We start from the raw sequence: 20,964 nt of genomic DNA, 5'->3' as shown, positions 1-20,964 counted from the left end.
GTCGCGCCCGGCGCGCCTCCAATGCTAAAAGCCCCCAGGACCAAGGACGATGAGTCATTCCTCGCAATTCACCTTGCTCGGCAAGCGGCGTTTCCTGCCGTTCTTCATCACCCAGTCGCTGGGTGCGTTCAACGACAACCTGTTCAAGCAGTCGCTGATCCTGGCGATCCTGTTCAAGCTCAGCCTGGGCGACGGCGACCGTTCGATCTGGGTCAACCTGTGCGCCTTGCTGTTCATCCTGCCGTTCTTCCTGTTCTCGGCGCTGGGCGGGCAGTTTGGCGAGAAGTTCGCCAAGGACGCGCTGATCCGCGCGATCAAGCTGGCCGAGATCGCCATCATGGCCGTCGGCGCGCTCGGCTTCATCACCAACCACCTGGCGCTGATGCTGGTGGCGCTGTTCGGCATGGGCACGCATTCGGCGCTGTTCGGCCCGGTGAAATACTCGATCCTGCCGCAAGCCTTGCGCGAAGAAGAACTGGTCGGCGGCAACGGGCTGGTGGAAACCGGTACCTTCCTGGCCATCCTCGCCGGCACCATCGGCGCCGGGGTGATGATGTCGGCCGACAGCTATGCCACGGTGGTGGCCGGCGGCGTGGTCGGCACGGCGCTGCTGGGCTACCTGGCCAGCCGCTGGATCCCGCGGGCTGCCGCCGCTTCGCCGCAAATGCCGCTGGACTGGAACATCTTCAGGCAGTCCTGGGCGATCCTGCGCATGGGCCTGGGCCAGCCGCCGGCGGTGTCGCGGTCGATCGTCGGCAACTCGTGGTTCTGGTTCGTCGGGGCCATCTACCTTACCCAGATCCCGGCCTATGCCAAGGACTGGCTGCACGGTGACGGTACGGTGGTGACCCTGGTGCTGACGCTGTTCTCGGTCGGCATCGCCCTGGGCTCGCTGCTGTGCGAGCGGCTGAGCGGACGCAAGGTGGAAGTCGGCCTGGTGCCGTTCGGCTCGTTCGGCCTGAGCCTGTTCGGCCTGCTGTGGTGGTGGCACTCCGGCGATGTGCCGGCCGCCGCGGCAGCGCACGACTGGCTGGCGCTGCTGGGCATGGGCCAGGCCTGGTGGATCCTGCTGTCGATCGTCGGCCTTGGCGTGTTCGGTGGCTTCTATATCGTGCCGCTGTATGCGCTGATCCAGGCGCGCACTGCCGAGGACCAGCGTGCCCGGGTGATCGCCGCCAACAACATCCTCAATGCCTTGTTCATGGTGGTATCGGCGCTGCTCACCATTGCCCTGCTGGGCCTGGCCAAGCTGACCATCCCGCAGCTGTTTCTGGTGGTGTCGCTGCTCAATATCGCGGTGAACGTGTACATCTTCAGGATCGTGCCCGAGTTCACCATGCGCTTCCTGATCTGGCTGCTCAGCCATTCGATGTACCGCGTGCAGCACCGCGGCCTCGAGCGCATTCCCGAGCAAGGCGCGGCATTGCTGGTGTGCAACCACGTGTCGTTCGTCGACGCGCTGCTGCTCGGTGGGGCGATCCGTCGGCCGATCCGCTTTGTCATGTACTACAAGATCTACAACCTGCCAGTGCTCAACTTCGTGTTCCGCACCGCAGGTGCCATCCCGATTGCCGGGCGCAACGAAGACCTGGCCACCTACGAGCGCGCCTTCAGCCGGATTGCCGAGTACCTGGCGGATGGCGAGCTGGTGTGCATCTTCCCGGAGGGCAAGCTGACCGGGGATGGTGAAATCGATGTGTTCAAGGGCGGCGTCAACCGCATCCTCGCCGAAACACCGGTACCGGTGATTCCGCTGGCCTTGCAGGGGCTGTGGGGCAGCTTCTTCAGCCGTGACCCGGGCAAGGGCTTTTTCAAGCGCCTGTGGTCACGGGTAACCATCGTGGCAGGCGCCGCCATCCCGGTGGAGGCCGCGCAACCAGAAGCGTTGCGTGAGCAGGTCAGCCGCCTGCGCGGCGACCTGCGCTAGTGGCGGGTGTCAGCTGGCGCTGACTTTCAGGCCGACCAGGCCGGCAATGATCAGCGCCACGCTGACCAGGCGTACCAGGGCCATCGACTCGCCGAACAGGAGGATGCCGGCGATCACCGTGCCGACCGCGCCGACGCCGGTCCAGATGGCGTAGGCGGTGCCCAGCGGCAGTTCCTTCATGGCCAGGCCCAGCAAGCCCAGGCTGATGGCCATGGCGGCGACGGTGAGTACGGTGGGAAGCGGCTTGCTGAAGCCATCGGTGTATTTCAGGCCGACCGCCCAACCAACCTCGAACAGGCCGGCGAAGAACAGGATGATCCAGGACATGGTGCGTCTCCATCGTTGCGAAGGATGGGGCCGTCCCCGGGATGATCACGCGCTGCGTCGTGAGGTCGTCCTCACAGTGGGCACCATGGTGCACGCAGACAGTTCTCTGGGCAAGCCTGCGCTGGGCCTCTTCGCCGGGATACCTGCGAAGCGGCCCAGCGCGGGTAACATCAATGCCTGGCAGGCTCCCCAGCTTCAGCTTCAGCTTCAGCTTCAACCACAGGCTCACCCATGCGCCGGAACCAGGTCGACAGCAGCGCCCCGGAAATATTGTGCCAAACACTGAACAACGCGCTCGGCACCGCCGCCAATGGCGAGAAATGCGCCGCTGCCAGGGCCGCGCCCAAGCCGGAGTTCTGCATGCCCACCTCCAGCGCCAGCGCCTTGCGCTGGGCCAGCGGCAGCTTGCACAGCTTGCCGGTCAGGTAACCGAGCAAATAACCGAAGCTGTTGTGCAGCATTACCACGGCCATGATCAGCAACCCGGACTCGGCGATTTTCGCCTGGCTGGCCGCCACCACTGCGCAGACGATCATCACGATGCTGACCACCGACACCAGCGGCAGCACCTGCACCGCTGCTTGCACCTTGCTGCCGAGCAGGCGCTGGGCCAGCACGCCGAGCACGATCGGCAGCATCACCAGCTGCAGGATCGACCAGAACATGTCCATGAAGGATACCGGCAGCCAGGCCGAGGCGAGGAACCAGATCAGTGCCGGGGTCAGCAGCGGCGCGAGCAGGGTAGTCACTCCGGCAATCGCCACCGCCAACGCCAGGTCACCCCGTGACAGCCAGACCATCACGTTCGACGCCGTGCCGCTCGGGCAGCAGCCGACCAGGATCACGCCTACGGCGATTTCCGGCGGCAGCTGGAACAGCTGGCACAGGAGCCAGGCCATGCCCGGCATGATCACGAAGTGCGCGACCACGCCCAGCATCACCCGCCAGGGCTGACGGGCGAGGGCGGCAAAATCGTCGAGCTTGAGGGTGAGGCCCATGCCGAACATCACCAGGCCCAGCAGCGGCACGATGGCCACCTTGAGGGCGACGAACCATTGTGGTTGCAGGAAGGCCAGCACGGCGAATACCAGTACCCACAGGGCGAAGGTGTTGCCGACGAAGCGGCTGAGGGCGGCGAGGGCACGCATGGGGCAAGTCCTTTTTGTTATGGCTTTGTAATTTCAAGGGCCCAATCGCCGGCAAGCCAGCTGCCACAGGTACGGCCCAATATCAGACCTGTGCCGTACCTGTGGCAGCTGGCTTGCCGGCGCTTGGGCCGGTGCTGTCCGAGGATCTTCCCCATGCCAGCACCGGCATTCCATGGCCGTCAGACCCCTTGCGGAATCTCCTCGCCACCCAGCGCCTCGAACAGCGTCGGCAGGAACTCGGCAAAGGTCATCATCATCAGCTGGAAGCTGGCGTCGAACTGCTGTGCAGCTTCATCGCCGCCATCCTGTTCGGCCTGCTCCTGCAGCAGCTCCTCGAACTTCACGCGCTTGATCACCATCTTGTCGTCCAGCACGAACGACAGCTTGTCCTGCCAGGCCAGGGCCAATTGGGTGACCACCTTGCCGGTGCTCAGGTGCAGCTGGATTTCCTCGCCGGTCAGGTCCTGGCGCTTGCAGCGCACGATGCCACCGTCTTCGGCGGTGTCGCGCAGTTCGCATTCGTCCAGCACGTAGAAGCCTTCGGCGGCCTGCTGCGACTTGACCCAGTCGGTCATGGTGGCGGTTGGCGCGATCTTCACCGTGGCCGGGCGCACGGGCAGCGAGCCCATCACTTCGCGCAGGGTCGACAGCAGGTCTTCGGCACGCTTGGCGCTGGCCGAGTTGACCAGGATCAGCCCCAGGCGCGGGGCGATGGCGGCGAAGATCATCGAGCGGCGGATGAATGCGCGCGGCAGGAAGGCCTGGATGATCTCGTCCTTGATCTGGTCGCGTTCCTTCTTGTAGACCTTGCGCATCTGCTCGGTCTCGATCTCTTCGACCTTTTCCTTGACCGCGTCATTGACCACGCTGCTGGGCAGGATGCGTTCTTCCTTGCGCGCGGCAATCAGCAGGTACTCGCCGCTGACATGCACCAGGGGAGCGTCTTCGCCCTTGCCGAATGGCGCGACGAAACCATAGGTGGTCAGCTCCTGGCTGGCGCAGGGGCGGGCCGGCTTGCTGGCCAGGGCCGCTTCCAGCGCTTCAGGCTCGAGCGGGACTTCCTGGGTCAGGCGGTAGGTCAGCAGGTTCTTGAACCACATGAGGGGCAATCTCTCCTTAATGCATAAGGCGGGCATTATTCTCCGAGCGGTGCTCCGAGGCCAACCCTGTCAGAGGGCCAGCAGCTATCTGCATGCCAGGAAAATGCCCGGCAGCGCTAGGTCTTTGAAAGATCTGGAATTTTTTTTGAAAAAAGTTCAAAAAACGCTTGCCAGGGTAGCAAGCCGTCCGTAGAATGCGCGCCACACCGAGACGAAGGGTGATTAGCTCAGCCGGGAGAGCATCTGCCTTACAAGCAGAGGGTCGGCGGTTCGATCCCGTCATCACCCACCACTCGATGTTTAGCGCAGCGGTAGTTCAGTCGGTTAGAATACCGGCCTGTCACGCCGGGGGTCGCGGGTTCGAGTCCCGTCCGCTGCGCCATATTCCGCTTCCAGGGCCTACTGAACACCCGGAAGCAACAGAGAAAGCGACCTTAGGGTCGCTTTTTTTGTGTCTGTTTTTTGGTGTTTATCGAAATTTGCAAAAAAATCGATAAGTGCTTGCCACAGCGCGAAGTCGTCCGTAGAATGCGCGCCACACCGAGACACATGGGTGATTAGCTCAGCCGGGAGAGCATCTGCCTTACAAGCAGAGGGTCGGCGGTTCGATCCCGTCATCACCCACCACTCGATGTTTAGCGCAGCGGTAGTTCAGTCGGTTAGAATACCGGCCTGTCACGCCGGGGGTCGCGGGTTCGAGTCCCGTCCGCTGCGCCATATTCCACTTCCAGGGCCTACTGAACACCCGGAAGTCACAAAGAAAGCGACCTTCGGGTCGCTTTTTTTTGTTTCTGCGCTTCTACAGCGCCTTTACCGGAATGCAGATGTCGCAGCTGAACTCACCGGTTTGCGGGTTGAATGCCGTAGCGGCGTAAAATCTTTCAAAGCACGGGCGGTCGTCACACTGCAGGCCGTTGGACGGCATCCACTCGCGAAGCAGCCGCGTCCAGGCGTCAGCGATGTTTTCCACCCTCCCTTTGAAGCTCGACAGCGCATAGCGCCCTCCCGGCAGGGTCTGGATGTCTGCCTGACCGCTGCTGACGAAATCGGCTGGCACCTCGACGCAAGCGTCATAACGGCACTTGTCGGCGGGCGTGATGGACGGGTCGTCATGACCGATACCGTAGCAAACGCCTTCGCTGAAACCGTGCGAGTACATCCAGGGCGTCATCTTGTTGCGCCAGAACTCGCCGATAGCGGGGCCGTAGGGGCCGATCAAACGTTGGTAGGCCACGCGCGTTGCCGGTAAATCGATGATGCGTACATTCATGGCGGGATCCTTTGCCAATGGACAGGAGACGACAGCATCAGCGAATGCACCCTGGTGTGCCTGATCCACATTGCTCGCAACCTGATCAGGATTGCTTTCTCCATCAGCGCGATGCTGGCCAATGGCTGCAACCAGCGCTGCCGTTCGCTGCGGAGCATTGGCCCGCCAGTCCGATGGCGTACAGCCAAACCTGAGCTTGAAGGCCCGTGCGAATGCCTCAGCCGAATTGAAGCCAGAAGCCAGGGCGGTCTCCAGCACTGTTTCATGGCTGCTGGCGGAAAGGCGCAGGGCTGCTTTCTCCAGCCGTCTGCGCCGGATGTAGTTGCCCAGGGTCTCGCCCATCCAGGCAGCGAAGAGCCGATGAAAATGAAAACGTGAAAAATTGGCGACGTCGGCGAGTGCTGCGCCATCCAAAGGTTGCTCCAGGTGAGCATCGATATAGTTGAGCACGCGATTCATACGTCGCGTGTACTCAGCGCGTGATGCCTGAGCGGCGGGGGCGGTCGTCATGGTGCAGACACTAGCCTCGGAATGGAAAAGTAGCGGCTCACGGGTTGCAGCGCAGTAGAACGCTTCCAGCGTTGCAAAAGCTAGTCTACCCGCTGCCATCAGCATGAATGTGCTCCAGCATGGCGCCAGGATGCCCGCGCGTGCCATTGCATGGTGCGCCACCAGTGCCGGCATCTTCGCCGCCCAGCCCACCCCCACAGTGCTGCTGCGCCCCCAGGCCTTGCGAAATCCTGGGGCGCGCTGGCATGCCCACGAAAGGGCGGCACAGCTGGCCCACAAATTGCTGTTTCCCCTCCATCCTGGGCTATCAACGTCGACAGCCCGCAACATTTCACGACAAAGGCGCCGTGTTGCCCCGCTTGCCAAGCAAGCCGGGCAGCCGGCGCCTTTTTGCGTTCCAACAGGAGCCCGCCCCATGGCCAACAGTGAAGTACGCAGCGTCTGTCCCTATTGCGGCGTTGGTTGCGGCATCGTCATGAGCGTTGTCGATGGCAAGGTCGCCAAGATCAGCGGCGACAAGCAGCACCCCAGCAATTTCGGCCGCCTGTGCACCAAAGGCCTTACCGCACACCTGCCGCTGAGCGCCGCCGGGCGCCTGGCCGACGCCTATGTACGCCAGCAGCGCAACCAGCAGCCGGCACGTACCGGCATCGACCAGGCCATTGCCGAGGCCGCCGCACGCCTGCGCCGCATCCTCGACCGGCACGGCCCTGACGCCGTGGCGCTGTACGTGTCCGGGCAAATGTCACTGGAGGCCCAATACCTGGCCAACAAGCTGGCCAAGGGCTTCATCCGCACCCGTCACATCGAGTCCAACTCACGCCTGTGCATGGCCAGCGCCAGCAGTGGCTACAAGCTCTCGCTCGGCGCCGATGGCCCGCCCGGCAGCTACCAGGATTTCGACCACGCTGATGTGTTCCTGGTGATCGGCGCCAACATGGCTGACTGCCACCCGATCCTGTTCCTGCGCCTGCTCGACCGGGTCAAGGCGGGCGCCAAGCTGATTGTCGTCGACCCGCGGCGCAGTGCCACCGCCGACAAGGCCGACCTGTTCCTGCAGGTGCGCCCTGGCACTGACCTGGCCTTGCTCAACGGGCTGCTGCACCTGCTGCAGCGCAACGGCCATACCGACCCCGATTTCATCGCCCGCCATACCGAAGGCTGGGACGAACTGGTCGGCTTTCTCGACGACTACACCCCGCAACGCGTGGCCGCCATCACCGGCCTGGCCGAGGCCGACCTCATCAAGGCTGCCGAATGGATCGGTACCGCCAACAACTGGATGAGTTGCTGGACCATGGGCCTGAACCAGAGCATTCACGGCACCTGGCACAGCAACGCGCTGTGCAACCTGCACCTGGCCACCGGTGCCATCTGCCGCCTCGGCAGCGGGCCGTTCTCGCTGACCGGCCAGCCGAATGCCATGGGTGGCCGCGAGATGGGCTACATGGGCGCCGGGCTACCGGGCCAGCGCTCGGCGCTGGTAGCGGCAGACCGGGCCTTCGTCGAGCGGCAATGGGGCCTGGCGCCTGGCAGCCTGCGGGTAGAGGAAGGCGAGGGCACCATCGCCCTGTACCAGCAGATGAAGGCGGGTGAAGTCAAAGCCTGCTGGATCATCTGCAGCAACCCGGTGGCCAGCGTCGCCAATCGCCAGCAAGTGATCGAGGGCTTGCGCCAGGCCGAGCTGGTGATCGCCCAGGACGCCTTTCTCGACACTGAAACCAACCGCTATGCCGACATTCTCCTGCCAGCTGCGCTGTGGGCCGAAGGCGAGGGCGTGATGATCAACAGCGAGCGCAACCTGACCCTGATGCCGCGCGCTGTCGCGCCACCTGGGCAGAGCCTGGCGGATTGGCAGATCATTGCCCGGGTCGCCTGCGCCATGGGCTACGCCGAGGCCTTCGACTACCCCGATGCCGAAGCGGTGTACGAAGAGATCCGCCGCTTCCACAACCCCGCAACCGGCTACGACCTGCGTGGCATCGGTTATGCCGAACTGCGCGAGCAACCGCGCCAGTGGCCCTGCGCGCCAGGCCGCGACAACCCGCGCAGCCCGTTACGCTACTGCAACGATGGCAGCAGCCAGGCGCTGGTGCACGATGCCCACGGCGAACGCCCGGCACTGGCCTTTGCCACCAGCAGCGGCAAGGCGCGCTTCTTCGCCCGGCCCTGGCTGCCAGCGGCGGAATTGCCCGATGCTGATTACCCCATGGTACTGAATACCGGCCGTGTGCAGCATCAGTGGCACACCCTGACCAAGACTGGCAAGGTGCCGGCGCTGAACAAACTCGAGCCTGGCCCTTTCGTCGAGCTCCACCGCGAAGATGCCGCGCGGCTGGGCATCACCGAAAACGACCAGGTCGCCATCCGCTCGCGCCGGGGGCAAGCCGTGCTGCCTGCGCGTATCAGCGACCGGGTGATGCCGGGCAACTGCTTTGCGCCGTTCCATTGGAACGACCTGGTTGGCGATCAGTTGGCGATCAATGCCGTCACCTGCGATGCGGTCGATCCACTGTCGTTGCAGCCGGCGTTCAAGCATTGTGCCGTGCTGCTGGAGCGGGTCGCTGGTGAACGCATCGAGGCGCTTGAACTGGACACTGCCATTGCGCAGCCAGCCGGCAGGCCGACCGCCGTCCTGGCCCGTGTGCTTGGCCTGGACACGCTGCCAGTGCCGGTGCTGGCCGAGGAACAACGCCACTATCTGCAAGGCTTCCTGCTGGGCCTGGAGCAGGCCGCTAGCGAGGCTGTGCCGTGCCTGCCAGCCAGTGCACCGCTGGCCGGCAACAGTCGGCTGTTCGTCGATGGCTTGCTGGCCGGGTTGTTCGCCGAGCCTGCACCAAGGCACCAAGCCGCGCCGGCAGCCCCTCGCCACCAGGTACTCTGGGCCTCGCAGACCGGCAATGGCGAGCGGCTGGCCGAGCGTTGTGCCGAGCGCCTGCGCGCTGCTGGCCTCGCTGTGCAGCTCGATTGCATGGATGCGGTCAGCCCACATCAACTGCAAGGCGCTGCCAGCGTGGTGTTGATTGCCAGTACCTTCGGCGATGGCGATGCGCCGGATAGCGCAGCGGCGTTCTGGCGTGCCTTGCAAGGCGAGGAGGGCGCCCATTGTGCCGAACTGCCCTATGCCGTGCTGGCCTTGGGCGATTCCAGTTACCAGCAGTTCTGCGGTTTTGGCCGCAAGCTCGACCAGCGCCTGGCCGAGCTGGGTGGGCGACGCCTGCTGCCACGGGTCGATTGCGAGCCAGATTTCGACGATGCCTTCGCTGCCTGGCTCGATGCGCTGCTGCCAACCCTGGGCAGTGTCGCTGCGCCGCAGCCGCGCAGCGAAGCCGCACCGGCGGTGGCCTGCAGCAAGCAGCAACCCTGGGCTGCTAGCGTGCTGGAGAACCGCCTGCTCAACGGCGCGGGCGCCAGCAAGGAAACCCGTCAGCTGGTGTTCGACCTGAGCGGTACCGGCTTGAGCTATGCCCCGGGTGATGCCCTGGGGGTGTGGCCGCGCAACTGCCCGGCACTGGTCGACGAACTGCTGGCGCTGATGCAGCTCGATGGCCAGGCCATGATCGAGCTGAAAAACCAGCCTCCCATGCCGTTGACAGAAGCCCTGCAAGCGCACCTGGAAATCGCCAAGGTCACCCCGCAACAGTTGCAGGCCTTTGCCGGCAATGCCCCGGACCTGCAGCGGCTGCTGCAGCCCGAGTGCAAGGCCGAGCTGCAGGACTGGCTGTGGGGCCGGCAACTGGTCGATGTGTTGCATGCCTTCCCGCAGCAACTGCCGCTGGCCAGCTGGCTCGAGCTGCTCAAACCGCTGCAGCCGCGGTTGTACTCGATCAGCTCCAGCCCGCTGGCGCACCCTGGGCAAGTGCACCTGACCGTGTCCACGGTGCGCTATGGCTCACGCAAAGGCGTGTGCTCAAGCTTCCTTGCCGACCGCGCGCAGTCACTGAAGGTGGCGATCTTCCCGCAGGTGTCGAAGCACTTCCGGTTGCCCGAGGACGACAGTGTGCCGCTGATCATGGTCGGCCCCGGCACCGGCATTGCGCCGTTCCGGGCCTTCCTCGAGGACCGTGAGGCGCGCGGAGCCAAAGGCGCCAACTGGCTGTTCTTCGGTGAACAGTACGCGGCCACCGATTTCTATTACCGGGAGCAGTTGCTGGCCTGGCAGACCACAGGGCACTTGCGCCTGGACACGGCCTTCTCGCGGGACCAGGCGCAGAAAATCTATGTGCAGCAGCGCATGCTGGAGCGCGGCGCGGAGCTCTGGCAGTGGCTGCAGGCGGGGGCTTACTTCTATGTGTGCGGTGATGCGCAGCGCATGGCCAGGGATGTGGAGGCGGCGTTGCGGGTGATCGTGGCCGAGCATGGGGGCATGGATGCGGCGGCAGCTGCGGCTTATGTCGAGGCGCTGGGCAAGGCCAAGCGGTATCGGCGGGATGTGTATTGAATGCGCCAAGATGGGGAGTGATGCACTTGGAATGTGCGTTTACTGCGCTGGCGCTATCACCGGCAAGCCAGTTTCCACAGCTATCTCACCGCCTGTGAAGCTGTGCCAGGCCTTGTAGACGCTGGCTTGGCGGCGATAGGGCAAGTCGTGGCAACAGCTTTGGCACAGTCCCTGCTTTAACCCGGTTACAACAACGCCCACTGATCAACGGCGATCAACCCGGGCCCCCTACCGTGATGAATACAGGCAAAGGCGCCTGGAGCTTCGGCTCCAGGCGCTTTTTTTTTGATCGAGGATCGGCTTATGAAGGCAACAGCGAGCAGCGGGCAACGACAGCGACTGGTCATCGTCGGCAACGGCATGGTCGGCCATCATTGCGTCGAACAACTGGTCAGCCGTGGCGCCCTGCAGCGCTTCGAGCTGCACGTGTTTGGCGACGAGCGGCAACGCGCCTATGACCGCGTGCACCTGTCCGAGTACTTCGGTGGCAGCTGCGCCGAAACCCTGGCCCTGTGCGGGCAGGACTTCTACAGCGCCAGCGGCGTGCATCTGCACCTCGGTGAAGCAGTGCTGGAAATCGATCGCGCGCGCGGCGAAGTGGTCACCGCCGAGGGGCGCTACGGCTATGACCAGCTGGTGCTGGCCACCGGCTCGTACCCCTTCGTACCGCCGATCGAAGGCTCCAGCGGCAACGCACGCCTGGTCTATCGCACCCTCGATGACCTCGACGCCATTCGCGCTGCCGCCGCCAATGCCCGCCGTGGCGTGGTGGTTGGCGGTGGCCTGCTCGGCCTGGAAGCGGCCAACGCCCTCAAGTCGCTGGGCCTGGAAGCCCACGTGGTGGAATTCGCCCCACGGCTGATGCCGGTGCAACTGGACGGCGAGGGTGGTGCCGCGCTCAAGGCCCAGATCGAAGCCCTGGGGGTGAGTGTGCACCTGTCGCGCGCCACCCAGTCGATCAGTGCCGGTGAAGACTACCGCTACCGCATGAACTTCGATGGCGGCGAACACCTGGAAACCGACCTGATCGTGTTTTCTGCCGGTATCCGCCCGCAGGATGCCCTGGGCCGAGCCTGCGGCCTGGACATCGCGGCGCGTGGCGGGGTGGTGATCGATAACCACTGCCGCAGCAGTGACCCTCGCATCTTTGCCATTGGCGAGTGCGCCTCGTGGAACGGCAGCGTATTCGGCCTGGTCGCCCCGGGCTACAGCATGGCTCGCAATGTGGCCGGGTTGCTGATGGGGGAAGCCGCTGGCGAATTCACCGGTGCCGACATGTCGACCAAGCTCAAGCTGCTGGGTGTGGATGTCGGCTCGATCGGCGATGCCCACGGCGCCACGCCAGGCTCGCGCAGCTACCGCTTCATCGACGAAGCCAACAGCGCCTACCGCCGGCTGGTGGTGGACGCCAGCGGCAAGCGCGTGCTCGGCGCGGTGCTGGTTGGCGACAACAGTTACTACGATACCCTGCTGCAGTACGCCCAGAACGGCATCGTCCTGCCGGCCGACCCGGCGACGCTGATCCTGCCGCAAGGCGGCGCCGCGCCGGCCCTGGGCGCCGATGCGCTGCCCGACAGTGCAACCATCTGCTCCTGCCACAACGTCAGCAAGGGCGCGGTGTGTGCCGCCATCGACAGTGGCTGTGGCGACCTTGCCGCGGTCAAGGGCTGCACCAAGGCCGCGACTGGCTGTGGTGGTTGCGCGGCCCTGCTCAAGCAGGTGGTCGAGCACGAGCTGGGCGCCCGTGGCGTGGTGGTGGACAAGAGCCTGTGCGAGCACTTTGCCTACACCCGCCAGGAACTGTACGGGCTGGTGCGGGTAGGGGGCATCCGCACCTTCAACGAGCTGCTCGCACGCCATGGCAAGGGGCAGGTTGGCTGCGACATCTGCAAGCCGGCGGTGGGCAATATTCTCGCCTCGTGCTGGAACCAGCCGATCATGGACCCGGCGCTGGTGCCGCTGCAGGACACCAACGACACCTTCATGGCCAACATGCAGAAGAATGGTACCTACTCGGTGGTGCCACGCATCCCCGGCGGGGAAATCACCCCCGACAAACTCATCGTGATCGGCCAGGTGGCGAAGAAGTACGACCTGTACACCAAGATCACCGGTGGCCAGCGCATCGACCTGTTTGGCGCCCAGTTGCACGAACTGCCGCTGATCTGGGGCGAGTTGATCGAGGCCGGTTTCGAAACCGGTCACGCCTATGGCAAGTCGACCCGCACGGTGAAGTCCTGCGTGGGTAGCACCTGGTGCCGCTACGGGGTGCAGGACAGTGTCGCCATGGCCCTGCGCCTGGAAGACCGCTACAAGGGCCTGCGCAGCCCGCACAAGCTCAAGTTCGCAGTGTCCGGCTGCACCCGTGAATGCGCCGAGGCGCAAAGCAAGGACATCGGTGTGATCGCTACCGAGAAAGGCTGGAACCTGTACGTGTGCGGCAACGGCGGCATGCGCCCGCGGCACGCCGAACTGTTCGCCACCGACCTCGACGACGAAACCCTGGTGCGCCTGATTGACCGAGTGCTGATGTTCTACATCCGCACCGCCGACAAGCTGCAGCGCACCTCGGTGTGGCGCGAGAACCTGGAGGGCGGCCTGGACTACCTGAAACAGGTGGTCATCGACGACAGCCTGGGCCTGGCTGGCGAGCTGGAGGCGCAGATGCAGCATGTGGTCGACCAGTACCAATGCGAGTGGGCCAACGCCCTCAACGACCCCGAGAAACTCAAGCGCTTCCGCACCTTCGTCAACGATCGCCGCGCTGACCCGGACGTGTACTTCGTGCGCGAACGCGAACAGCGTCGGCCTGTGGCAGCGCTGCATCTGATCCCAACCGCCGAGGAGGCTGTGTGATGAACCTGTCCAATGCTGCAGTGAAAACCCAGGTGAACTGGCAAACGGTATGCCAGGCCGACGACCTGATAGCCGATTCCGGGGTGGTGGTATGGCTCGATGGCGCCCAGGTGGCGTTGTTCTACCTGCCGGAGCAGGCCCAACCGCTGTACGCGGTGGACAACCGCGATCCGCGTTCCGGGGCCAATGTCATCGGCCGTGGGCTGGTGGGCACGCTGCAGGGCGAGTTGGTGGTAGCGGCGCCGTTGTACAAGCAGCATTTCAGCCTGCACAGCGGGGAATGCCTGGAGGATTCGGCGCAGCGCTTGCGGGTTTGGCCGGTGCGCTTGAGGGGGCGTGCGGTGGAGTTGGCGGTGGATTGATGGGGGTGTTGTCGCCTGTGAGATCGAGCGCCGCACGGGCGGCGCTCGATCGCCAATACGGCGAAAATACCGCGACCAGCGCAATGGGTTAAGCTTGCGCCCATGAACCTCGACACCCGCATCAAGTACCGCCACCTGCTGTGCTTCCTGGAGATTGCCCGGCAGGGCAGCCTGGCCAGGGCTGCCGACGTGCTTGCGATCAGCCAGCCGGCCATCTCCAAGACCCTCAAGGAACTCGAAGCGCTGCTGGAAACGCGGCTGTTCGCGCGCAGCCGCCAGGGCGTCGAGCTGACTGCAGACGGGACTCGCTTCATGCGCTATGCCGGGCCCAGCGTGCAAGCCCTGCGCGATGGCGTCAGCAGCCTGCGTGGCGAAGCGCGGGCACCTTCGCAGGTCCGCATCGGCGTGCTGTCCACGGTCGAAGGCCTGCTCATGCCCGAGGTGTTGTGCCGCCTGCACCAGCGCCATGATGCGCTGGTGATCAATGTGGTTACCGGGGTCAGTGCGCAGTTGCTCGGCCAACTGCGCCTGGGCGAGCTGGAGCTGGTGGTCGGGCGCATGACCGACAGCCCACAGATCCAGGGCCTGTCGTTCGAGCACCTGTACAGCGAGTCGATGAGCCTGGTGGTGCGCCCGGGCCACCCGCTGCTGGCCAGCATGCCGGTCGAGCGGGCCCAGGTCGGGCGTTACCCACTGGTGTTGCCGCCAGCCGGCACAACCATCCGCCAGCATGCCGACAGCCTGTTCGTGCAATGCGGCATCCAGATGCCGGCACAGCGCCTGGAAACCCTGTCGCTGGCCCTCAGCCGGCGTTACCTGCTGGGCAGCGATGCGCTGTGGGTGGCACCGCGCGACGCGGTGCTGCTCGACCTGCGGCGCGGCGAGCTGGCCGAACTCGACCTGGGCGTGCGCGAGCCAGGCGGTTCGGTTGGCATCTGCCGCAATGCGGCCTTGCCCCAGAGCCTCCCCGGGCAGTGGGTATGCGAAGTGCTGCGCGAGGTGGCCGGGCAGTACCGCGAGGGCGCCTACCCTTGAACAGCAGGGCAGGCGACCCGGGTTGCGTGGCCGTCTGGCCGGTGGAGCCCTGTCAGTAATCAGCAACGCTCATTGCCCTGATTCTCTCATCAGGCGTCCCTGAAGCCTGTTTCCGATAGCCTGGCCATGCGCGGATCAGTATCCCCGCAGCGGCGGATAATGGCGTTATGGTATATCTTGGTCGAGCGAAACGTAACGAAGCATCTTTCGCATCCAATCAAGGCCTTTCTGCCGCGCGCAAGGCTGTGGAACTAATCCATGTCTGCCCGCTCTTATGCCGGTAGCCATCGGTTGGGGACGCCTGATAAGCTCGCGGCTTCTACCCTGATTGCCCTTATGGCGCATGAACAAGGAAATCACATGAAACAGCATCGTTTGGCGGCTGCGGTTGCCCTGGTAGGCCTGGTACTGGCTGGCTGTGATCAACAGACCAGCAGCCCCGAGCTGAAGACTCCGGCGCAGAAAGCCTCCTACGGTATCGGCCTGAACATGGGCAAGAGCCTTGCTCAGGAAGGCATGGAAGACCTTGATTCGAAAGCTGTTGCCCTCGGCATCGAAGACGCCGTCGGCAAGAAAGAACAGCGCATCAAGGATGAAGAGCTGGTAGAGGCTTTCACCGCGTTGCAGAAACGCGCAGAGGAACGTCTGGCCAAGGCCAGCGAAGAAGCCGCCTCTGCCGGCAAGAAATTCCTCGAGGAAAACGCCAAGAAACCAGGTGTGGTCACCACTGCCTCGGGCTTGCAGTATGAAGTGGTCAAGAAGGCTGACGGCCCGCAGCCCAAGCCGACCGACGTGGTCACCGTGCACTATGAAGGCAAACTGATCGATGGCAAGGTGTTCGACAGCTCCGTCGAGCGCGGCAGCCCGATCGACCTGCCGGTCAGCGGCGTGATCCCGGGTTGGGTCGAAGCCCTGCAACTGATGCACGTTGGCGAGAAATACAAGCTGTTCATCCCGGCGGAACTGGCCTACGGTGCACAAAGCCCAAGCCCGCTGATTCCGGCCAACTCGGTGCTGGTGTTCGACCTGGAACTGATCGCCATCAAGGACCCGGCCCAGCTGCAAGGCGCCGAGCCGGGCGGCGAAGCCCCTGCCGAAGCACCTGCCAAGTAATACTGGCTGGTTCTGTGCAAAACGCCCCGTCCCGACGGGGCGTTTTCGTTTGTGCCGGGATGGTTGGACGAACCTGCACCTGCTGATACTGTCCGAGGAAATGCAGCGCGAAGACGTAATATGCCTTTGGCGTAAATCGTTTGCGGTGCACCGTACACAGGGTTTGAAACCACTGTGTAAAAAACGCCCGATCTGACCGGGGCCCTTGCCTGGCAGGCACCTGCGGTCGGAAACGTCGCCCTGTTCACAAGGTTATCCACAATAAATGTGGATAACCTTATCCGCCTGGAGGCTCCATGAGCGCACCTTGGAATTTCGCCCGTTTCCTGCCCTTGGCCGAACGCCTGCTCAGCCGTGGCCGGTTACCGGCCCTGCTGTTCGCGGTGGCCCGCAAAGGCCCGCGCCTCGGCCAGTTGCGGGAAGATGTAAAGCTGTTGCAGTCGCTGTGCCTGGCCTGGTGGCGTGGCGAGTACCGCGCCATCAGCGCCAAGGCCCTGGTCACCATCGTCGCCGGCCTGCTGTATTTCGTCAGCCCTATCGATGCCATACCGGACTGGCTGCTGGGAGTGGGCTTGCTCGACGACATCGCCGTGCTGGGCTGGGTACTGAAGACCGTAGCTGACGAGCTGGCGCGTTTCAAGGCCTGGCGCGACAGCCAGGCGCCGGAGCGGTTGCGCGTGGTCGAGCGCCTGCCGGCCACGGCGCAAGCCTTGCAGCTGGAGCGCAAGACGCAGTGAAACCGGCCTGAACGACACCTCGGTTGCAGCGCGACTGCACAGACCCCAGAGTTGGTAATATAATTGGCATAAGGGTTATGCCTACGGATTACATGCAGTAATCCTTACTGAGGGGGTTGTATGGGTATTCAGGTCATCTGCCGGGACGGTCAACCCGAGTACGCCGTGGTTCCCTGGGAGCAATACCAGGCGCTGCTCAAGGCAGCGGGGCAGGCGCCTGCCGAGGCGGCTGCGAGTGACCCGGGCAGCGCCGCTGCCAGCGCGCCATTGCCGGCATTCAGTGAGGTGGCGCAGATTCGCCAGGCCAAGGGCATTGCCCCTGAGCAACTGGCGCGCAATGTCGGTGTAAGCCCGGCGTACCTGGCCATGATCGAAGCGGGCGAACGCCAACCGGACGCGGCCATCCGCCGCGCCCTGGCCTGGCACCTGGGCGTGGCTGGCTGGAGCGAGCCATCATGAGCCAGGTCAGGATCAGCCGTCAGCACTGGGATAACCTGCTGGGTGAGCTTGACCTGGCCCGCCGTCAACGTCACTTGTTGACCTACCGTGCGCTGATCGAGCGCTTGCAACTGCCCAGCCCGGCCATGCAGACACTGACCGCAGCGCTGGAGTACCTGGCAGTACTGGATGCCCGCGCCGAACAGCCCTTGCGCAGTTCGCTGGTCATCAGCCAGGGCGCCAGCCGCTTGCCGCGTACCGGTTTTTTTGAGTGCGTGGAGCGCCTGGGGCGTTTCTCCGGGCCGGTGGATGGCATGGAGGCGGCGTCGTGGCATGCCTCCGAAGTCGTCCGGGTGTTCGAGTACAGCTACCCTGAAACAGCCTGATTCGTTGCCTGTTCCGGCCTCTTCGCGGGTAAACCCGCTCCCACAGGTTCACCACAGGTCTTGAGCCTTGTGTTCTATCTGTGGGAGCGGGTTTACCCGCGAAGAGGCCGGAACAACGGGCAAAGCATCCCTGTGGATCATCCCGCAAGCCTTGCCATCGGCATCCACCACCTCCAATACCTCCAGGTGCCGGTGCCGGCCAAACAACTCCAGCAACTGCCCAATCGTCGCATTGAGCCGCACCGTCGGCTGTTCGGCCTGCGGAACGTTCATCAGCGCCAGTAGCGGCCGGCTTTCGCGCACGCCCAACGCCTGCGGGCGCCCCAGCAGATAGCCCTGGACCAGGTCCACACCCATCTCGACCAGCACCGCCAGCTCCTCTGCCAGCTCGATCCCTTCGGCAATTACCTGCGCCTTCGACGCCCTGGCAATTTGCAGGATCGAACCGACGAACTCGCGCTTGAGCGGGTCGCGGTGAATGCCGTCGATGAAGTGGCGGTCGATCTTCACGTATTCCGGGCGCAGTTCCGACCACAGGCGCAAGCTGGAATAGCCTGCCCCGAGGTCGTCGAGGGCGATCGAAAAGCCCATGTCACGGTAGTGGTGCAGGGCATTGGAGAGCAGCTGGAAGTCGTCGGTCGGGGTATGTTCGGTCAGCTCGATCACCACCCGGCTGGGCGCCAGGCCGACCTGCTCGAGCAGTTTCAGGGTCTGGCCGGACGGGTAGTCCGGCTCCAGCAGCGACTCCGGCGAGACATTGAGAAACAGCTGGCCTTGCAACTGCTGTTCGCTGAACCGGCGACAGGCCGACTCCCGGCAGGCGGCCTCCAGCTCGGTCAGGCGCCCGGCCTGGCGGGCGATGGTAAACAGGTTCAGCGGAGCGTGCAGCGGGCTGTTGGACGGGCCGCGGCTCAGCGCTTCGTGGCCGAACACCCGTTGCTCGCTCAGGCGCATGATCGGCTGGAACAGGCTGTGAATGCTGCGTTGAGCCAGGATGGCACTCAAGGCACTGAGCTGTTCGGCGACGGTCATGATGGATTCCTGAAAATGAAAGGGCCGGACGCTTGCACGTCCGGCCCCTCTATTTCACGACAGCGCGATGACTGTTTGATGACAGGTCACATTAATTTGCCATCATTGCTGCCGTTGCTTACTTCTTGGCCACCTTGGTGCTTGCACTGAGGTAGTCGATCAGGATGCGGCCGGTTTCCGCCAGGTAGGCGTCGTCTTCCGGCTTGGTGTTTTCATCCTCGGTCGGCAAGGCGTCTTCGTCCTCTTTTTTCAGCTCTTTCAGCGGCTCTTCACCCTTGGCCTTGCGGCGGATGTTTTCCAACGCCAGCTGCTTGGCCTCGATTTCATCATGGCGCGCGCGGCGCTCCTGCTCGTTGAGGCTGACGGTTTTCTCGTTCAGCAGCTTCTGGGTCAGGGCCAGGCGGTCGCGGATATAGGTAAATTCCGCGTCCTTGTCGCTGCGCGCTTCATGCTGCGCCTTGAGCTGGGCCAGGAACGGCTTGAACGGGTCGGCCGCCGGCTTGACCACCGGGCGGATGGTGTCCCACGGCATGGCTTCGGGCAGTGCACTCTCGCCGATTTCCTTGGTGTCGATGATCGACGGGTAGCCGATATCCGGCAGCACACCCTGATGCTGGGTGCTCTGCCCGGACACCCGGTAGAACTTGGCCAGGGTCAGCTTCAGCTCGCCATGGTTGAGCGGCTGGATGGTCTGCACGGTGCCTTTGCCGAAGGTCTGGCCACCGATGATCAGGGCCCGGTGATAGTCCTGCATGGCGCCGGCGAAGATCTCCGACGCCGAGGCCGACAGGCGGTTGACCAGTAGCGCCAGGGGGCCCTTGTAGAAGGCGCCGGGGTTTTCATCTTCCAGCACGTCGACACGGCCGTCGCTGTTGCGCACCAGCACGGTGGGGCCTTTCTCGATGAACAGGCTGGTCAGTTCGGTGGCTTCCTGCAACGAGCCGCCGCCGTTGTTGCGCAGGTCGATGACCACGCCGTCGACTTTTTCCTTCTGCAGTTCGGTGAGCAGCTTCTTCACGTCACGCGTGGTGCTCTTGTACTCCGGATCACCGGCGCGGTAGGCCTTGAAGTCCAGGTAGAAGGCCGGGATCTCGATGATGCCGAGCTTGTAGTCACGCCCGTCCTGCTTGAGCTTGAGCACCGACTTCTTCGCCGCCTGCTCTTCGAGCTTCACCGCTTCGCGGGTGATCGAGACGATCTTGCTGGTCTGGTCGCTAGGTGCGTTGCTGGCCGGGATGATTTCCAGGCGCACCACCGAACCTTTCGGGCCACGGATCAGCTTGACCACTTCGTCCAGGCGCCAGCCGACCACGTCGACCATCTCCTTGTTGCCCTGGGCCACGCCGATGATCTTGTCGGCCGGGGCCACCTGCTTGGTCTTGGCCGCCGGGCCTGCCGGCACCAGGCGCACGATCTTGACCTGGTCGTTGTCGCTTTGCAGTACCGCGCCGATGCCTTCGAGCGACAGGCTCATGTTGATGTCGAAGTTTTCCGCGTTGTCAGGCGACAGGTAGTTGGTGTGCGGGTCGTAGGACTGGGCGAAGGTGTTGATATAGGCCTGGAAGATATCCTCGGCACGGGTCTGGTCCAGGCGCGCCAGCTGGTTCTTGTAGCGCTTGGTCAGGGTTTCCTGGATCTGCTTGGGTTCCTTGCCGGCGATCTTCTGGCGCAGCACCTCGTCTTTCACCCGCTTGCGCCACAGCTCGTCGAGCGCGGCCTGGTCCTTCAGCCATGGGGCGTCCTTGCGGTCGATCAGCAAGGTCTCTTTGGCGCTGAAGTCGATCTTGTCCACGCCCTTGTCCAGCTCGGCCAGGGCGAAGTCCAGGCGTTGCTTGACGCGGTCGAGGTAGCGTTTGTAGATGGTGAAGCCCGGGTCCAGGTTGCCGCTCTTGAGGAAATCGTCGAATTGCGTTTTCCACTTGTCGAATTCGGCGATGTCGGCGGCGGTGAAGTAGCTGCGCGCCGGGTCCAGCAGCTTGATGTAGCTGTCATAGATGATGGCCGAACGGGCATCGTCCAGCGGCGGCTTGCTGTAGTGATGGCGCTTGAGCAATTCCACCACGTTGAGGCTGGCGACGATCTCGTCACGGTCCGGCTGCAGGCTGTCCCACTTGTTGGCGGCCGCCGCATTGCCGCCGAGCGTGAGGCTGCCCAGGCCGATCATCAGCGCCAGGGCGGTGCTTGGGAGGAAATGCTTCATGCTGATTCGACGTGGAGGCAATTGATCACGCATAGTAGGCCGTCTTTTCCGTTCGCCGGTTGCAAAAAACCGGACGCATACT

Annotated in this window: 15 protein-coding genes and 4 tRNA genes; 13 read left to right on the top strand and 6 right to left on the bottom strand. The window is 63.9% G+C overall.

Going from position 1 to position 20,964, the window contains the following annotated elements:
• Positions 1–49 precede the first annotated feature (49 nt).
• A complete protein-coding gene (locus JKP78_RS17240; protein WP_200627061.1) occupies positions 50–1,927 on the top strand; it encodes a 1-acyl-sn-glycerol-3-phosphate acyltransferase in 1,878 nt (625 codons plus the stop codon).
• Between the two features lie 9 nt (positions 1,928–1,936).
• On the opposite strand, the gene sugE is transcribed toward JKP78_RS17240, so the two are convergent.
• From sugE to rdgC, 3 genes are all read right to left on the bottom strand, one after another.
• A complete protein-coding gene (sugE, locus tag JKP78_RS17235) occupies positions 1,937–2,254 on the bottom strand; it encodes a quaternary ammonium compound efflux SMR transporter SugE (protein WP_170028748.1) in 318 nt (105 codons plus the stop codon).
• Between the two features lie 170 nt (positions 2,255–2,424).
• A complete protein-coding gene (locus tag JKP78_RS17230; RefSeq protein WP_200627060.1) occupies positions 2,425–3,402 on the bottom strand; it encodes a bile acid:sodium symporter family protein in 978 nt (325 codons plus the stop codon).
• Positions 3,403–3,581: 179 nt separating this feature from the next.
• Entirely contained in the window at positions 3,582–4,502 is a 921-nt protein-coding gene (gene rdgC, locus JKP78_RS17225) for a recombination-associated protein RdgC (protein WP_200627059.1), read from the bottom strand.
• 216 nt (positions 4,503–4,718) lie between these two features.
• On the opposite strand from rdgC, the gene JKP78_RS17220 reads away from it, so the two are divergent.
• The 4 genes from JKP78_RS17220 (at position 4,719) to JKP78_RS17205 (ending at position 5,219) form a co-directional block, all read left to right on the top strand.
• Positions 4,719–4,794, top strand: a tRNA-Val gene (locus JKP78_RS17220).
• A 13-nt stretch (positions 4,795–4,807) separates the two neighbouring features.
• A tRNA-Asp gene (locus JKP78_RS17215) sits at positions 4,808–4,884 on the top strand.
• A 169-nt stretch (positions 4,885–5,053) separates the two neighbouring features.
• Positions 5,054–5,129, top strand: a tRNA-Val gene (locus JKP78_RS17210).
• A gap of 13 nt (positions 5,130–5,142) precedes the next feature.
• Positions 5,143–5,219 (top strand) — tRNA-Asp (locus JKP78_RS17205).
• Positions 5,220–5,301: 82 nt separating this feature from the next.
• On the opposite strand, the gene JKP78_RS17200 is transcribed toward JKP78_RS17205, so the two are convergent.
• Positions 5,302–6,387 carry an AraC family transcriptional regulator gene (locus JKP78_RS17200; protein ID WP_325166808.1) on the bottom strand — a complete coding sequence of 362 codons (1,086 nt, stop codon included), beginning with the start codon at positions 6,385–6,387 and terminating at the stop codon, positions 5,302–5,304.
• Between the two features lie 310 nt (positions 6,388–6,697).
• On the opposite strand from JKP78_RS17200, the gene JKP78_RS17195 reads away from it, so the two are divergent.
• The 8 genes from JKP78_RS17195 (at position 6,698) to JKP78_RS17160 (ending at position 17,650) form a co-directional block, all read left to right on the top strand.
• On the top strand, positions 6,698–10,723 hold the full coding sequence (locus JKP78_RS17195) for a bifunctional nitrate reductase/sulfite reductase flavoprotein subunit alpha (RefSeq protein ID WP_200627058.1): 4,026 nt from the start codon (positions 6,698–6,700) through the stop codon (positions 10,721–10,723).
• A 303-nt stretch (positions 10,724–11,026) separates the two neighbouring features.
• A complete protein-coding gene (gene nirB, locus JKP78_RS17190; protein WP_200627057.1) occupies positions 11,027–13,579 on the top strand; it encodes a nitrite reductase large subunit NirB in 2,553 nt (850 codons plus the stop codon).
• The gene (gene nirD / locus JKP78_RS17185) at positions 13,579–13,941 is read left to right on the top strand and encodes a nitrite reductase small subunit NirD (protein ID WP_186689572.1); all 363 of its coding nucleotides are present in this window, start codon (positions 13,579–13,581) and stop codon (positions 13,939–13,941) included. Before nirB ends, nirD begins: the two co-directional genes overlap by 1 nt.
• Positions 13,942–14,043: 102 nt before the next feature.
• Complete coding sequence (gene pcaQ, locus JKP78_RS17180) at positions 14,044–14,976, top strand: pca operon transcription factor PcaQ (RefSeq protein WP_200627056.1); 933 nt, start codon at positions 14,044–14,046, stop codon at positions 14,974–14,976.
• 360 nt (positions 14,977–15,336) lie between these two features.
• Entirely contained in the window at positions 15,337–16,089 is a 753-nt protein-coding gene (locus tag JKP78_RS17175; protein WP_200627055.1) for an FKBP-type peptidyl-prolyl cis-trans isomerase, read from the top strand.
• 296 nt (positions 16,090–16,385) lie between these two features.
• Positions 16,386–16,826, top strand: coding sequence for a YkvA family protein (locus JKP78_RS17170; RefSeq protein WP_200627054.1), 441 nt, complete (start codon positions 16,386–16,388; stop codon positions 16,824–16,826).
• A 120-nt stretch (positions 16,827–16,946) separates the two neighbouring features.
• Positions 16,947–17,285, top strand: coding sequence for a helix-turn-helix domain-containing protein (locus JKP78_RS17165; RefSeq protein ID WP_200627053.1), 339 nt, complete (start codon positions 16,947–16,949; stop codon positions 17,283–17,285).
• The gene (locus JKP78_RS17160) at positions 17,282–17,650 is read left to right on the top strand and encodes a hypothetical protein (RefSeq protein ID WP_013971408.1); all 369 of its coding nucleotides are present in this window, start codon (positions 17,282–17,284) and stop codon (positions 17,648–17,650) included. Before JKP78_RS17165 ends, JKP78_RS17160 begins: the two co-directional genes overlap by 4 nt.
• A gap of 48 nt (positions 17,651–17,698) precedes the next feature.
• On the opposite strand, the gene JKP78_RS17155 is transcribed toward JKP78_RS17160, so the two are convergent.
• Positions 17,699–18,682 (bottom strand): EAL domain-containing protein, encoded by a 984-nt coding sequence (locus tag JKP78_RS17155; protein ID WP_200627052.1) that lies wholly within the window; start codon positions 18,680–18,682, stop codon positions 17,699–17,701.
• 118 nt (positions 18,683–18,800) lie between these two features.
• Positions 18,801–20,882, bottom strand: a complete 2,082-nt coding sequence (locus tag JKP78_RS17150) for a carboxy terminal-processing peptidase (RefSeq protein ID WP_200627051.1) — start codon at positions 20,880–20,882, stop codon at positions 18,801–18,803.
• Between the last annotated feature and the right edge of the window lie 82 nt (positions 20,883–20,964).

This window comes from Pseudomonas sp. LAM2023, assembly GCF_016620375.1.
Taxonomy (GTDB): Bacteria; Pseudomonadota; Gammaproteobacteria; order Pseudomonadales; family Pseudomonadaceae; genus Aquipseudomonas; species Aquipseudomonas anuradhapurensis.
This window is presented reverse-complemented; position numbering and strand designations above follow the sequence as displayed.